The sequence below is a fragment of the Streptomyces sp. NPDC049954 genome (assembly GCF_040656295.1).
Classification (GTDB): domain Bacteria; phylum Actinomycetota; class Actinomycetes; order Streptomycetales; family Streptomycetaceae; genus Streptomyces.
Window position 1 is genome coordinate 38,511 of sequence record NZ_JBFALS010000022.1, and the last position, 14,299, is coordinate 52,809.

Annotated in this window: 10 protein-coding genes, 1 tRNA gene, 1 other RNA gene and 1 pseudogene; 4 read left to right on the forward strand and 9 right to left on the reverse strand. The window is 73.5% G+C overall.

The genetic code is table 11. The annotated features are described in order from the left end of the window. Window positions 1-317: 317 nt before the first annotated feature. From AB0J21_RS31860 to ffs, 4 genes are all read right to left on the reverse strand, one after another. Window positions 318-2,513: a hypothetical protein gene (locus AB0J21_RS31860; protein ID WP_363149639.1), complete on the reverse strand. Its 2,196-nt coding sequence runs from the start codon at window positions 2,511-2,513 to the stop codon at window positions 318-320. A 629-nt stretch (window positions 2,514-3,142) separates the two neighbouring features. Then, window positions 3,143-4,408 (reverse strand): phosphoribosylamine--glycine ligase, encoded by a 1,266-nt coding sequence (gene purD / locus AB0J21_RS31865; RefSeq protein ID WP_363149640.1) that lies wholly within the window; start codon window positions 4,406-4,408, stop codon window positions 3,143-3,145. Between the two features lie 207 nt (window positions 4,409-4,615). Continuing rightward, window positions 4,616-6,805 (reverse strand): DNA polymerase III subunit gamma and tau, encoded by a 2,190-nt coding sequence (locus tag AB0J21_RS31870; RefSeq protein WP_363149641.1) that lies wholly within the window; start codon window positions 6,803-6,805, stop codon window positions 4,616-4,618. 108 nt (window positions 6,806-6,913) lie between these two features. Further along, window positions 6,914-7,009: signal recognition particle sRNA small type (gene ffs, locus AB0J21_RS31875), an RNA gene on the reverse strand. A gap of 71 nt (window positions 7,010-7,080) precedes the next feature. Between ffs and AB0J21_RS31880 the strand changes: the two genes are divergently transcribed. The 3 genes from AB0J21_RS31880 to AB0J21_RS31890 all read left to right on the forward strand — a co-directional run bounded on the left by AB0J21_RS31880 (window position 7,081) and on the right by AB0J21_RS31890 (window position 9,590). Then, a tRNA-Ser gene (locus tag AB0J21_RS31880) sits at window positions 7,081-7,168 on the forward strand. A 344-nt stretch (window positions 7,169-7,512) separates the two neighbouring features. After that, the gene (locus tag AB0J21_RS31885) at window positions 7,513-8,313 is read left to right on the forward strand and encodes a hypothetical protein (protein WP_363149642.1); all 801 of its coding nucleotides are present in this window, start codon (window positions 7,513-7,515) and stop codon (window positions 8,311-8,313) included. Next, on the forward strand, window positions 8,310-9,590 hold the full coding sequence (locus AB0J21_RS31890; protein ID WP_363149643.1) for a hypothetical protein: 1,281 nt from the start codon (window positions 8,310-8,312) through the stop codon (window positions 9,588-9,590). Before AB0J21_RS31885 ends, AB0J21_RS31890 begins: the two co-directional genes overlap by 4 nt. A gap of 195 nt (window positions 9,591-9,785) precedes the next feature. Here AB0J21_RS31890 and AB0J21_RS31895 read toward each other — a convergent pair whose 3' ends face one another. Further along, window positions 9,786-10,139 carry a hypothetical protein gene (locus tag AB0J21_RS31895; RefSeq protein WP_363149675.1) on the reverse strand — a complete coding sequence of 118 codons (354 nt, stop codon included), beginning with the start codon at window positions 10,137-10,139 and terminating at the stop codon, window positions 9,786-9,788. A 545-nt stretch (window positions 10,140-10,684) separates the two neighbouring features. Then, window positions 10,685-11,113 (reverse strand): annotated as a pseudogene (locus AB0J21_RS31900) (hypothetical protein); the annotation flags it as partial. A 29-nt stretch (window positions 11,114-11,142) separates the two neighbouring features. On the opposite strand from AB0J21_RS31900, the gene AB0J21_RS31905 reads away from it, so the two are divergent. Next, on the forward strand, window positions 11,143-11,451 hold the full coding sequence (locus tag AB0J21_RS31905; RefSeq protein WP_363149644.1) for a hypothetical protein: 309 nt from the start codon (window positions 11,143-11,145) through the stop codon (window positions 11,449-11,451). A 46-nt stretch (window positions 11,452-11,497) separates the two neighbouring features. On the opposite strand, the gene AB0J21_RS31910 is transcribed toward AB0J21_RS31905, so the two are convergent. The 3 genes from AB0J21_RS31910 to AB0J21_RS31920 are packed head-to-tail and all read right to left on the reverse strand — an operon-like array spanning window position 11,498 to window position 14,273. Then, the gene (locus AB0J21_RS31910; protein ID WP_363149673.1) at window positions 11,498-12,355 is read right to left on the reverse strand and encodes an SAM-dependent methyltransferase; all 858 of its coding nucleotides are present in this window, start codon (window positions 12,353-12,355) and stop codon (window positions 11,498-11,500) included. A gap of 26 nt (window positions 12,356-12,381) precedes the next feature. Next, window positions 12,382-13,116, reverse strand: coding sequence for a cysteine hydrolase family protein (locus AB0J21_RS31915; RefSeq protein WP_363149645.1), 735 nt, complete (start codon window positions 13,114-13,116; stop codon window positions 12,382-12,384). Then, the gene (locus tag AB0J21_RS31920; protein WP_363149674.1) at window positions 13,113-14,273 is read right to left on the reverse strand and encodes an isocitrate/isopropylmalate family dehydrogenase; all 1,161 of its coding nucleotides are present in this window, start codon (window positions 14,271-14,273) and stop codon (window positions 13,113-13,115) included. Before AB0J21_RS31920 ends, AB0J21_RS31915 begins: the two co-directional genes overlap by 4 nt. Window positions 14,274-14,299 lie beyond the last annotated feature (26 nt).

Consider the following 14,299-nt stretch of genomic DNA (forward strand, 5'->3'; position numbering starts at 1 on the left):
CGTCGTGGACGGGCCGTCGGCGGTGGTGTCCGGCCGCGCGGTCACCCGGCGGGCCCGGCACCCGCGGCGAACCGCCGCGCAGGCGCGCCCCTCCCCTTCGGTCACCGCTGGTACGGCCATCCGGGACCCAGCACATCACATTACGCACGCGTCCCGTCACCGTTCGTCTCTCCTCGCAGAAAGCGGATTCACGGCCTCCGTTACGGTGCTCGCCGCGCCACCTCCTGTGCGCCTGTACGCCCCCCGATGCTGCTTGTCCCCGCCGCGCTGGTCTGCGCAACGAACGCGGCTCCGGCGAGGGCCGGGGGACCGGCCGCTCAGGCCAGCCGAACCGGCCTCTCGGGGCGGATGCCGAGCCGGGCCAGCCAGCGGCGCAGCGGTATGGAGTCCCCGTCCTCGACGAGGCTGCGCACCCGCGCGCCGAGGTCCTTGGCCCGCTCGCCCTCGACGAGAAGCGCGGGCCCGTCCAGCCAGTCGAGGCCGGGTGCGGCACCGGCGGTGTCGACGGCCGCACAGCACACCAGCGCCGTCACGTGGTCGGTCAGCAACTCCTTGCCGGTACGCGGCGACTGGAGCGGGAAGAGCGGGAGGCCTCCCTCGGCACCCGCCCCGGGCACCAGGTCCGCGGCGCCCGCCCGGGCGACGGGAGCGGCCGCCTCTTCACGGGCGAGCCGTGCGGCGAGCCCCGCCGCGAGCGCTTCCGTAGGCGGGTGAGCGGCCGCTTCGGTCTCCGCCTCGGTGTCGGTTTCCACGTCCACGTCCACGTCCGCAGCCTCCGGGCCTCCGGCGGACGAGCGCGCCGGGGTGGTCGTGAACCCGCCCTCGGGGACTCCTTCGCCGCCACGCGTCTCCTCGCTCCCCCGGGTGTCCTCCGCACGCCCTTCCCTGGGGGCGAGGACTCTGACGGGAGACGAGGCGGGCGAGGCGGAGGCGGGCGAGGCGGAGGCGGGCGAGGCTCCGGAGGGGGACACGGAGCGACCCGAGTCCTGCCCGGGCCCGGAGCGACCCGAGTCCTGCCCAGGGGCGGTGATGTGTGCGTGCTCCGGGCTCCCGGACATCCCCTGCCCGGGCTCGGGCGGGGCGTCGCGGAAGCTCAGGTGGTCCAGGACACGGGCCAGAGTGAGTCCGCGCACCGTCCCGGTGGCAGCGCTCCCCTGACCGCCCGGCCTCCTCGGGCCGCTCGGACCGCTCGGACCACCCGGCCCTCTCGGACCGTGCGGCTCTCCAGCACCGCTCGCACCGCTCGCCCCGCTCCCACCGTCGTCCGCCTGTTCCGGGCCCGCCGCCCCTGCGGAGGTGGTTCCGTCCAGACCGTCGAGTACGGCGTGGAGTCGGGCCGCGTCGCGGCGCCAGGTGCGGTCGACGACCTCCTGGGGGTACTCCTGCCAGCTGACCGGGGACCAGTCGGAGCCCTGGCCCGCGGGATCACCGTGGAAGAGGCGGGCCGCGAGCAGGGAGGCGGCCTCGTCCACCAGGCCGGGCTCCTCCAGCAGGTCGCACGCGGGCCGCTCGCCGAGCCGCGCCGCGAAGCCGTCCGCGAGGCGGTCCCTGCGGGAGAGTTCGGTCAGTGCGGCCACCACCCCGGCGTCGAGCCGGGACGGCCAGCGCCCCATGCGCCAGGCGGGCACGGCGACCCGGGTCAGCAACCGGTCCCAGCCCGCGTAGGCGAGGCCGACCTGCTCCTGGGCGACGATCCGCTGCCCGTAGTCGACGGACCGGGCCCGTTCCGCGGAGGCCGCGGCGACGTACCGCTCCATGTCGGAGGCGGCGTCCCTGCACCGTACGAGCAGCAGCCGCGCGACGCGTCCGGGGACGCCGAGCACGAGGCGCCGCAGGGGGTGCGACCGGGAGCCGGCCACGGCGATGGCCGCGTCGAGCCCTCGGACGAACCGCCGGGCGGCGGCTATGTCGGGATGCGCGGCGGGCCCGGTGCCGGCCACGACGGGGGCGAGCAGCGCGCGCAGTTCGGCCACGCGCATCCACCACAGGAAGGGCGATCCGATGACCAGGACGGGTGCCGGAGGCGTCGAACCAGAAGAACCGGAAGAGGGGGAGGGGGCGGACTCGGTGGACGCGGTGGAGCCCCGGGCGGCTCCTGCCGCGCGGCGGCGTCCGCGCTCCTCCAGCCAGCTGTCGCAGTCCGGGGTGAGCGCTATCGCGGAGGGCGCGGGCACGTCGAGTACCGCGGCGAGTTCGCGTACGAGCCGGTAGAGGTCGGGCGCGGAGCGCTCCGCGACGGGCACGGTGGGGCTCTGTGCCGGGGCGGCGCGCGCGATCAGCAGCGCGGTCGCGCCGGCGAGCAGCAGGACGAGGGCGGCGAACGCCGAGACGGCGCCGCGCGCCACGTCCCACGCGGGGCCCGTCAGCCGTCCGGTGCCCGCGCCCGCCCACAGGACGACCGCGACCGCGGCGGGCAGCAGCGCACAGGCCGCGGCCCGGCCGCGCACCCGCAGCACAGCGGCGGCCCGGGTCCGCGCGGCCAGCGCGCCCACCTCCACACCCGTACCCGTCACGACCTGCCGCCCCCTACCCCTGGTACCCGCCGGACACGCACCGCTCCGCCCGGCGCCTTCGGACCGCGTCGGCCTGCCGCGCGGCGCTCTCCCCCACGTGCTCCCCGTACGGCCCATGCCTCTCGCACTGCTCGTCCAACCCGTGCGCCCCGTGCGTCCAGTGGTGCGCCCCCGCCCGGCCCGCGCGCCCCGCGTGCCCTGGCTCTCGCGTCCGGTGCGTGGAGTGTGCGTGGCCGAGCACGCGGGGCGTGGCGCGCCCGGACGGGCGCGGCGTGCCGCACCCGTCCCCGGCGGCCTGCCGCTTCGCGTACTTCATGGCTTTGCTCACACCCCCACTGTGGCACCGCCCTCCGACATCGCAATGCCGGTGGGCCAAGTGCCTCACTCCGCTCCGCACCTCACCGGTCCGCCCCCGGAGAACGGGCGGAGCGCTTGCGCGGCACCCTAGTTGGGGCTGCGACACGCGTCAGCCGGAAAGACCATCGATCACTCGATGGAATGGCTCTGGGCAAAGGTGCTGACAACGGCGGACAACGGAGAACCCCGGGGCCGTACGCGCGTTCGTGCTGCGTACGGCCCCGGGGCCGGTGTTCCGGGCGCCTCGCCGGTCCTGCCGGAGGGCGCGCCGATCAGTGGGCGGCCGCTGCGGCGGACGCCGCCGTGGCCGCGATGTCGGTGCGGTGCTGGGAGCCGTCGAGGCCGATCCGGGAGACCGCCGCGTAGGCCCGCTCCCGGGCCTCCGCCAGATCGGCGCCCGTCGCGGTCACGGACAGGACGCGACCGCCCGCGCTGACCACGGCGTCCCCGGCGTGCTTCGTCCCGGCGTGCAGGACGTACGCGTCCGGGGCGTCCTTCGCCGCGACCTCGTCCAGCCCGGTGACCGGGTCGCCGGTACGGGGCGTGCCCGGGTAGTTGTGGGAGGCGATGACGACGGTGACGGCGGCGTCCTCGCTCCACCGCAGCGCGGGCAGCGAGTCGAGGGTGCCGACGGCGGAGGCGTGCAGCAGCCCGGACAGCGGCGTACGCAGCCGGGCCAGCACGACCTGCGTCTCGGGGTCGCCGAAGCGGGCGTTGAACTCGATGACGCGCACGCCGCGCGAAGTGAGCGCGAGGCCCGCGTACAGCAGCCCGGAGAACGGCGTACCGCGCCTGCGCAGCTCGTCCACGGTGGGCTGGAGCACGGTGCGCAGCACCTCGTCGACCAGTCCGGGCTCGGCCCAGGGCAGCGGCGAGTAGGCGCCCATGCCGCCCGTGTTGGGGCCTTCGTCGCCGTCGAGGGCGCGCTTGAAGTCCTGGGCGGGCTGGAGCGGGAGGACGGTCGTGCCGTCGGTGACGGCGAAGAGGGACACCTCGGGGCCGTCGAGGAACTCCTCGATGACGACCCGGCCGCAGGCACGGGCGTGGGCGCGGGCCTCCTCCAGGTCCTCGGTGACGACGACGCCCTTGCCGGCCGCGAGCCCGTCGTCCTTCACGACGTACGGGGCGCCGAAGGCGGCGAGCGCCTCGTCGGCCTCCTCGGGCGTCGTACAGACGTAGGCGCGGGCGGTGGGCACCTGGGCGGCGGCCATGACGTCCTTCGCGAACGCCTTGGAGCCTTCGAGCCGGGCGGCCGCGCCGGAGGGCCCGAAGCACGCGATACCGGCCTCGCGCACGGCGTCGGCGACCCCGGCGACGAGCGGCGCCTCGGGACCGACGACGACGAGTCCGGCCTCCAGTTCACGCGCGAGCCGGGCGACGTCGGCCCCGTCGAGCGGATCGACGGGGTGCAGCTCGGCGACCTCGGCGATCCCGGCGTTGCCAGGGGCGCAGTACAGGGCGTCGACGGCGGGGTCGAGCGAGAGAGAACGGCACAGGGCGTGTTCGCGGGCACCGGTTCCGATGACAAGGACCTTCACGGGGGCAGCCTAACGGGCGGGCCGCAGGAGGCCGGGGGCGCGCTCGGCGGTCACCGGCGCGGAGCCCGGCGGAAGCCGTCCAGAGGGGGCGGCGGGAGCCGTCGAGAGAGAGCGGCGCCCGGGACGTCGTACGAGGTCACGGGGCCACGAGACCCCGGGTCACGGGGGGCGGGATCAGGCCAGGCGCGATCCCGGCCGCCGCCCGGCTCACTCGTTGTCGTACTCGTCCACGACGGTCGCGCCGAGTTCGCGGACGATGAGCTCGTATCCGCTGAGGGCGCTCTCCACGAGGTCCGGGTCGTCCTCCTGTGGGACGTCGTCCTCCGGAGAGACCGGGGGTCTTACGGGAGCGGGGGCGGGGTTCTCCGGGGCGGCGGGCCGGGGCGCGGGGGCGGCCGGGGCCGGGCGGGGAGCCGGGGCGGCCGGGCCGGGCGCGGGCGGGGCCTCGGGGGCGGAGTTGCCGTACCCCCCCGAGGGCGCGGACGGCGCGGCGGGCGCGGACCCACCGCCGTATCCGCCGTTGCCGCCGCGCGCACCGCCGGGCGCGGGGGAGCCGCCGAAGCCGGACCCACCGGGAGCCGCGCCCGGGCCGCCGAAACCGGAACCGGAACCCCCGAAGCCGGAACCGGGGCCGCCGCTTGCCGGTCCACCGGCACCGCCACCACCCCCGGAGGGGTCGATGACGGCCTCGATCTTCCACTGCACGCCGAAGCGGCTGCTGAGGGCCTGCCGCAGGACGTCCTCACTGCCGCTGCCGGAGAAGTTGTCGCGGGCGCCGGCGTTGACGAAGCCGATCTGGAGGGTCGTCCCGTCGAACCCGGTGACCTGGGCGTTCTGGCTGAGCAGGATCCAGGTGAAGCGCCGCTGGTTCTTGACGGCCTCCAGGATGTCCGGCCACAGCGCACGCGGATCGAGCCCGCCCGCCGCCGGGGCCCCCGTGGCGGCCGCCGGGGCCTGGGCGGGCGCGGGCGCCTGGCCGGGTCCGGTGGGGGCGGGGGAAGAGGAAGGGGAGGCACCGGTGGGCCAGCCGCCCGGTCTGCGCCCCGCCCCGCCGCCGGACCCGGTGGTCGTGGGCCAGGAGCCGGGCGCGGCGGGAGCGGCGGCGGGCGGTGCGGCCTGGGGAGCGGGCGCGGCCTCCGGCTGGGCCACGGGCGCGGACACCGGGGGCGCCGGCTGCGCGACGGGGGCCGCGGGGGCCGGAGCCGGGGCAGCGGCCTGGGTATAGGCGGCGGGCGGGGGTCCGGAGCGCTCCAGGCGGTCGAGCCGGGCGAGCAGCGACCGCTCGTCGTCGTAGGCGGCGGGCAGCAGCACGCGGGCGCAGATGAGTTCGAGCTGGAGCCGGGGCGAGGTCGCCCCGCGCATCTCGGTGAGCCCCGCGTTGACCAGGTCGGCGGCGCGGCTCAGTTCGGCGGCACCGAAGACGGACGCCTGGGCCTGCATGCGTTCGACGAGGTCGGCGGGGGCGTCGATGAGCCCCTTCTCCCCCGCGTCCGGGACGGCGGCGAGGATGAGGAGGTCACGCAGCCGCTCCAGCAGGTCGGCGACGAAGCGGCGCGGGTCGTTTCCGCCCTCGATGACGCGGTCGACGACCTCGAAGGCGGCGGCCCCGTCCCCGGCGGCGAAGGCGTCGACGACGGAGTCGAGCAGCGAGCCGTCGGTGTAGCCGAGCAGCGAGGTGGCCATGGCATAGCTCACACCGCCGTCGTCGGCGCCGGCCAGCAACTGGTCCATGACGGACATCGAGTCACGCACGGAACCGGCGCCGGCCCGGACGACGAGCGGCAGCACCCCGTCCTCGATCTGGACCTTCTCGTGCCCGCACACCTCGGCGAGGTACTCACGCAGGGTCCCGGGCGGCACGAGCCGGAACGGGTAGTGGTGCGTGCGCGAGCGGATGGTCCCGATGACCTTCTCGGGCTCGGTCGTCGCGAAGATGAACTTGAGGTGCTCCGGCGGCTCCTCGACCACCTTCAGCAGGGCGTTGAACCCGGCCGAGGTGACCATGTGGGCCTCGTCGATGATGTAGATCTTGTACCGGCTGGAGGCGGGCCCGAAGAACGCCTTCTCCCGCAGGTCGCGCGCGTCGTCCACACCACCGTGGGAGGCGGCGTCGATCTCGATGACGTCGATGGACCCCGGCCCGTTGCGCGCGAGGTCACGACAGGACTGGCACTCCCCGCAGGGCGTCGGGGTGGGCCCCTGCTCGCAGTTCAGGCAGCGGGCGAGGATGCGCGCACTGGTCGTCTTCCCACAGCCGCGCGGCCCGCTGAACAGGTACGCGTGATTGACCCGGTTGTTCCGCAGCGCCTGGGACAACGGGGCAGTCACATGCTCCTGCCCGATGACCTCGGCGAAGGACTCGGGGCGGTAACGGCGGTAGAGCGCGAGAGACGACACGTCTACGAGGTTATAGGCGCCCACGGACAACCGGACCGCCCCGGCGATCCGGCCCCCGGCCCCGGCCCGTCGCCGCGACCGCCGCACCCGCCCCTGCGGCCCCGGAAGCGAAGACGCCCCCCACGCACCCGCCAGAGCCGACCTACCCTTGCTGCCTTCCGGCCCTGGGGGATTCAGTCAGATAGCGCCACGTGAGGGGCTGCGCACACAGTACCCGATCCTGGCCTCGGGAACGAGTTCGCGAGCACGCCCCGAGGTCATGTAATGTCTCCAGCGGAGGATTCGCCTAGAGGCCTAGGGCGCACGCTTGGAAAGCGTGTTGGGGGCAACCCCTCACGAGTTCGAATCTCGTATCCTCCGCCATTGCTCTCACCGGGCAATACGTCGAAGGGCCCCACTGCTTGCAGTGGGGCCCTTCGACGTTGAGGTTGCAGTTACCCGGATCGGCCTGCCGGAGGCCACTGGTCACGACGGGTCCGGAGCTGCCGCCCATCCCGGCGGTCGTGGCCTTGAGGACATGACTGTCCAACGCTGGGGACGACGGCGGATCCGGACTGACCGGCGTCGGGCCTCAGCCCATGATCGTGCCCCACGACTCCCCCGGGAACCGGCCGTGCGATTGGCCGGTTCGCGTTCTACCTGTGCGCTGCCCTTCCTGGTCCCATAACCAGGAGGACGCCGTCAAATCGTGGGGGTGGGTGGTCGGGATGGGCACGTCCACGCGCTGGTGCGGTCCGGGCGGCCGGTCAGGCACAGCCGCCGAGTGGAGCCGCGTCAGCAGACGGCTGTCCAGATGGAACGGCGACGGACCGCAGGCCGAGCGACACCTGGACGAGATCTTCGATGACTACCTGGACGTATTGCACCGGACCATACGCGAAGACCAGTCGGCCTTCGGCCTCGTCGAGGCCACGACCGAGGCCGGCTACCGCCTCGCCGACACGATGGCCGCGCTGGCTGAAGACAACCCGGGCGGCCTGAAGGAAGCGGACGATTTCCTGGCCCGTTTCACCCAAGAAGTAGGCGGAGACGGCGGCACGCTCACCGACGCGGCGATACGACGGGCCGCAAGGGACACTGCCGAGCGTCTCCTGAAGCGGCACAACCTCGTGAGCAGCGGCGACGAGGCCGGAGACGGTGGTCTCGCCGGGGACCTGCTGTGCCTGCTCTACCAGTGGTTCTTCGCGGACGTGGTGAGCGAGTTCCTGCGGTCCGTCATTGCAGAGAAGGTCAAGCTCGTGGTTCCGGTCCTGCCTGTTCTCGATCCCGGTGATCACATCGCGGACTGGGCCGCCGACAACGTTCTCTCGCTCGTGCCGAGCCCCTGCGAGGAGGCCGCTGGACTGGTGGAGGAGGCCGAGTCCGCGGAGTCGCTGATCGAGGACCCGGTCGGCTCCCTCCCGGACGTCGCCCGGCGCCTGGTCCCCGGCACGGTGGGCAAGGTGCTGGGCCTGGTCGTTGAGGACGTAGTGGAACCCCAGGATGGCGCCGAGGAGAAACCCGCATGACGGCCACCCGTCACCGCTTCTACTGGCTTGAGCCCGGCGGGACGAGACTCCCCGCCGGATGGCAGCCACTGAGTGACCTCAACTACGCGGAGGCCAAGCACCGTGCCCCGCACTGGCAGACCCTCCTGGGCTCCGCCCCACCCTGGGCGGACGATCTGCACCGAGTCGGCCGTGCCGTCTTCGCCGCGGACAAGCATGCCCGCCGTGACGCGGCCTTCGACCGCTGGACGCGCCGCCTGCGGCTCTCCGTACCGGTCACCGCTTACGAGCGCTGGCAGTCCGCACGCCCCCTCCTCGCCTCCCTGCTGCGAACCCTGACCGGTGACCACTGGGAGGTGGAATTCCGTGATGCCGGACTCGCCACCAATGTGCCCTTCACCTTCGACCCGGGCTCCCGCGCTGCGGAGGTCGCCCTGTTCTCCGGGGGCCTGGATTCACTGAGTTGGGCGGCCCAGCGAGCCACTGTCGACACGTCCGGCGAGCTGCTGCTCGTCTCCTTCGGTGAACAGAACTTCGGCGCCCTCCAGGACGCCGCGTACGCCGCCGTTCACCAGCGTCGATCCCGTCCCGTCCGGCGCATCACCCTAAGCCAGAACGTACGCCGCCGGGATACGAGCCAGGCCGGTCTTGAGCGCTCCACCCGCTCGCGCGGCTTCCTCTACGCGACCACCGCCGTCCGCGCCGCAGCCGCAGAAGGCGCCCCCGTCGCACACATTCCCGAGAACGGCCAGCTCTCCATCAACCCTCCCCTGACCCCCGCCCGCGCCTCCGCCTGCTCCACGCGCTCCGTCCACCCCTGGACCCTGCACCTGCTGAACCGGCTGATCGCCGCCGTGGCCTACGGCCCTGCCGTACATCTCCACAACCCACTCGCCCACCTCACCAAGCGTCAGGTATGTCATCGCGCCCTCGATGCCGGCCTCACCCCCGACGACCTCGCCACCACCCTGAGCTGCGGCGTCCCTCCACAGCACCGCCCGCACGGCTCCGGCCTCGCCAACTGCGGCCTGTGCTACCCCTGCCTGGTACGCCGCGCGGGCCTCCTGGGCATGGACGGCACTCCTTACGCGTCCGACCCCTGGGACACGGGTCTCCGCCGGGCCCGGACAGAGCACTGGCGCGCACTGCTGAGCTGGCTCGACGTCCCCTACACCTTCCGGGATCTCATCGCCGACACCCCGCTCCCTCCGGGCGCGGATCCACACGCCACGCTGACGGTTGTCGCGAAGGGACGGGAGGAGTTGTCGGAGTTACGGAAGCCCGGGCACCAGGTCTGAGCGCCGCTGTGGCCTTGTGCCGCACCGACAGGTGCGAGGCGACGAGCAGCCGGCGGCCCCGACGCGGCCTCGGCGGATGACCATCCACGGGGATCTGCCTCCCCACTCCGTGAGAGGGCGTCGGCCACCGCTCGCCCCGTCCGCTCGGGCGGACGAATGCCAGGTCGCAGAACAGCGGTTGCGCGGTGCCAGTCGTCAGTCGGTGCCGAAGTGGCGGGAGACCTCGTCGATCGTGAAGCGGGCGCGGAGCTTGCACGCGGAGTTCTGGTTGGCGAAGAAGCCGGTGCGCCACAGGGCCTTGGTGCGCGGAACGGCCGCTTCCCAGCGGACCGGGGCGACCCACTCGCGGCGGTCCTCCCGGTCCTCGCTGTCCTCGCTGTCCTCGCTGTCCGTCGTGCCGATGTGGGGCCGGTAGTCGCCTTCGAGCGAGAGATCGGCCATCCGGCGGCTCTCGCCGCCCACGTCGAGAACGGCCTCCTCGAAGGGCAGCGGCTCACCCGACACCGTGCCCACGCCGACGTATCCCGTCTTGGGGATGTGGGTGAACACCCGCGCGCCGACGGGCAGAGAGCGCAGCGTCCGGGAGAACCAGTCGCCTCCACCGGCCGATACGAAGCCGTACTGACGAGCATCGTCCCAGTTCCGGCCGCCCGGCTCGGCCCCGAAGGAGACGTACCAGTCCGTGCCGTTCCACGGCTCCTGCTTTCCACGCCCCTGGGTCCCGTGGGGGCCGCCGCCTCGACGTCGTCGATCAGCCAGGTGCGGGCGAGGTAGGAGCGCCCGTCGTCCTCCAGGTGGCGGAAGAAGAGCACGTTGAGGGGGACCTGATAGCCCGAGGCGAGGTAGGTGACGATCCGCTCGGTCGCCGCGTCGATCTCGCTCGCGACGACCGTGAGGGTGTGGGTGCTGTTCAGCGCTTCGGGCGGGCCGCCGCCGAAGCGCAGTGCGAACGCCTCGTCCAGTTCCTCCGGAAGGCCGCGCTTGTGGGCGTACGCGGCGTACTTCTCGCGGATGTCCTCGTTGCCGAGGTCCTGGACCCAGGAACCGTAGTCGAGCAGCTGAGCGACCACTTCCCTGGGCGTACGGAAACGCTTCAGCTCCAGCACGTGCAGACCGCCCTCGGCGTCGATGCCGAGCAGGTCGATGAACTTGCCGTGGTCGGTGAGTACTTGCCGACCGATCAGGAGAAGACGTCTGCCCAGGATCTCCGGATCGGCCTCGATGAGGTCTTCCAGCCGGGACTCCAGCGTCATCGGCCGCGTCGCGACGCGCTTCGGCCTGCCGTCGTCCACCCGCCACAGCCCGAACTCCAACGGCATTCCGCGCTCCTCCTCGTCCCGGAGCCGACGGGCGGTTGCTTTCGACGGACGTCGCCCGTCGGCATGTCCTGCTGCGGCGCGCCGGTCCTCGCGGACAAAGTACCCAGCGACTGCTTCGTCTACCCGAGCGGGGAACCGGCCGAAACCGGTCGGGAGACCCCGGCCGTCGGCCTCCTGCCGCGGGGCGGGGAACCGCGGTGACATCCGTGCCGCCGTCTGCGAAACTCCGCTTCATGATCACGAAAGCGTCCGCCTTGGCGGCTTCCTCGTCCAGTTCGCCAGGGAGTCTGGTCCTCCTCTTCGCCCTGGGAGCGGTGGCGGTCTGGTTCGGGGCGCGATGGGCCTTCAATCTGGGCGGGGCCGTTGACGGGATGCTGGCGCGGCGGCGGGCTGTCCTGGAGCTGAGGGGCTCGCGTACGGGCGAGTTGAGCCTCGCGGACAACGACGGGTTCGGCCCCTGGTTCTTCAGGCTGGCCGGGAGCGTCATGGCCCTGGCGGGAGTGGTTCTCCTGCTGCTGGGCCTGGCGCTCGCCGTCGGCTGAGCACCCCCGCGCCCGCGCCCGTCCGCGTCCCTCGGGTGCTCGTCGGTCAACGGGTCGCGAACACCCATCGGTTGGCGGCCAAGGCGTCGTCCTGTTCTTCCCGGGGGCCGCGGCCGTAGTGGTCGGTGTAGTGGAAGGGGGTGCGGACGCTCGTGTGCCAGCCGCGTTCGGTGAGGTCGTGCGCGGAGTCGGGTCTGGGGTCCGGGTCGAAGAGGGTCAGCAGGTTGACGCCGATCTGGTCGCGGGCCGCCTTGTAGACCGGGGAGTCGCGGACCGCCGGGCTCTCCGTGCCGTGTTTCACCTCGTAGACGAGGCCGCTTCCGGGGGCGCTGTGGGCGTCGATCGTGTCGATGAGGCGGCGTTCGGCCGCCGAGGGCAGGTAGAGGAGCAGTCCTTCCGCGATCCAGGCGGTGGGGCGGGTGGCGTCGAAGCCGGCCGCGCTCAGTGCCGGGAGCCAGTCGCCGCGCAGGTCGCTGGCGACCGTCACCCGTCCGGCCCGGGGGTGGGCGCCCAGGCCGTCCAGGGTGTGCTGCTTGAAGTCGAGGACGTCCTGCTGGTCGATCTCGAAGACGGTGCAGTCGCCGGGCAGCGGGAGCCGGTAGACGCGGGTGTCCAGGCCGGCGCCGAGCAGGACCACCTGGCGCACCCCCGCTGTGGTCTGTCGCAGCAGGCTGTCGTCGAAGGCCCGGGTGCGCAGGGCGAAGTAGCGGCCGAGTCTGCCCCACAGGGGGTTCGACTCGCCGCCCGGCACCTGCGCCGGGTGCACCGGCCACGTCGAGCAGGCCGGGGCCGCCCGGACGAAGTGCTGCGCGTAGGTGTCGCGGGCGAGGGCGTCGGGGCGGTGCGTCTCGACGGCTCTCGCCGCGGCGACCATGAGCGCGGTCCGGGCGACGCCCGCCGCCATACCGCCCGCCGTCGCCTCCTCCGTTGTCACCGCCACGCTGTCTCCTCCTCTTCCTGTCCTTCCTGCTCTTCCTCCTCTTCCTGCCCTTCCTCCTCTTCCTGCTCTTCCTGCTGCTCCGGGTGGCGCGTCCACAGCGCGGCGCGGTCGTGCGTGGTGACGCGGGCGCCGTAGACGCGGTGCATGAAGCGCAGGATCTGTTCGTCGGGTGTGTGCAGGGCGGTGGTGCAGTCGCTCAGTACGGTGACGTGCAGGCCCTTCTGGAAAGCGGTGCGCGCCGTGCTGTCCACGCAGACGTCGGCGAAGAGCCCCGCGAAGGCCAGGTGGCCGGTACCGCGCTCCGCGAGATGTCTCTCGAAGCCCTCCGCCAGGAACGCGTCGAAGCAGGCCCGCTTGGTGAACACCCGCTCCCCGGGGGCCGGGCCGAGCCCCTCGGGGAACTCGGCGCCCCAGCTGCCTTCCAGGCACTTGGGCGGTTTGCCGCGCGCGGCGTCCCGGCGTCTCCAGGCGGCGCCCTGGTGGGAGGGGTCCCCGAGGAAGCGGACGAACACCACCTCGATGGACCGGGAGCGGGCCGCCTCGACGGCGCGGGCCGTGTGGCGCACCACGGTCTCCAGTCTCGCCGGGTCGCCCGGGTAGCGCGCGGTCGCGAGCGGGCCGGCGCAGAAGTCGTTCTGGACGTCGACGACGACCAGCGCCGTGCCGCTGCCGTCCGGACCCCTCCCCTCCGGCCCCCTGCGGTCCGGGCCCCCGCCGTCCGTCACGGCCCGCTGACCGGTTCGGCCAGGGGCGGCGGCGCCGTCCGGGTCGTCGGCACCGCCGCTGGGCCGGGTGGTCGTTCCAGCGTCCCGAGCAGGGTGTCCACGACGGCGGTGGTGGAGTGCCCGCCGCCGAGGTCCGGGGTGCTGACGCCCTCCTCCCTGAGCCGGGCGAGGGCCTGTTCCGCCGCGGCCACGGCGCCCTCGCAGCCGGTGTGCCGTTCGGCGACGGCCGCGGCGGCGCGCACCGTGGCCACCGGGTTGACGAGGTCCCGTCCTTCGAGGTCGTCGGCCGATCCGTGCACCGTCTGGTACTCGACGAGCCCGTCCAGGTCCTCGTGCAGGTGCACGTTGCGGGTGCAGTGCTCCTCCTGCCGGCCGGCGCCGAACCGGTCGAGCAGGACGACGTGCATGATGTCCGCCCACTCGTTGCCCGCCACGAGGACGGTGCGGTCCGCCGGTCCTTCCGCGATCAGGTTCCGGTTCACGGTGTCCGGCTGGAAGACCTGTACGTCGACGCCGTGGCGCCGCGCGAACTCCGCGGCCCACACGTCCAGGGCGCCGTCGAGCAGGTGGAACTTGTACGCCATGACGATCCGGGCCGGTCCCTCGCCGGGCCACTCCTGCCGGGCCCGGCGCAGGGCGTACTCCAGGACCTTCCCGGTGATCTCCCGGCTGAACTCCGTGATCCGCCGCACGCGCCCCGGGGTGTGCTCGTTCTCCCCGGTGTAGAAGCCCTGCGCCTGGTCCCTGACCAGCAGGAGCCTGGCGCCGGCGGCGTCGAGGGCGTCCACCTTCACGGCTTGCAGCCGCTGCCGGACCAGGTACAGGGTCTGCGCGTTGATCGCCGTACGGAAGACGACGCGGCCACCGGCGGCGGCCCGCGCGCGGACGAACTGCTCGTAGTGGTCGGCGTCCTCCCGGGTCAGCGCACGCACCTCGTCGATACCGCCGCCACCGCCCCCGAGGGACACCTCTTTCAGCGAGACGTACGAGTGGTAGACGCGCGGCGAGCGCGCCACGGTGACGTCCGTTCCGTACAGCTCGGCGAAGCGGCCGAGGACGCGCTCGAAGACGGCCGCGACCTCCGCCCCCGTGCCGCGGCCGACCGCCAGCCCGACGACATGCCGTTCCCCGGCGTCCCGGGTGCCGCCGTCGGCCACGGCCGTCTTCGCGGTGCCGCCGTCGG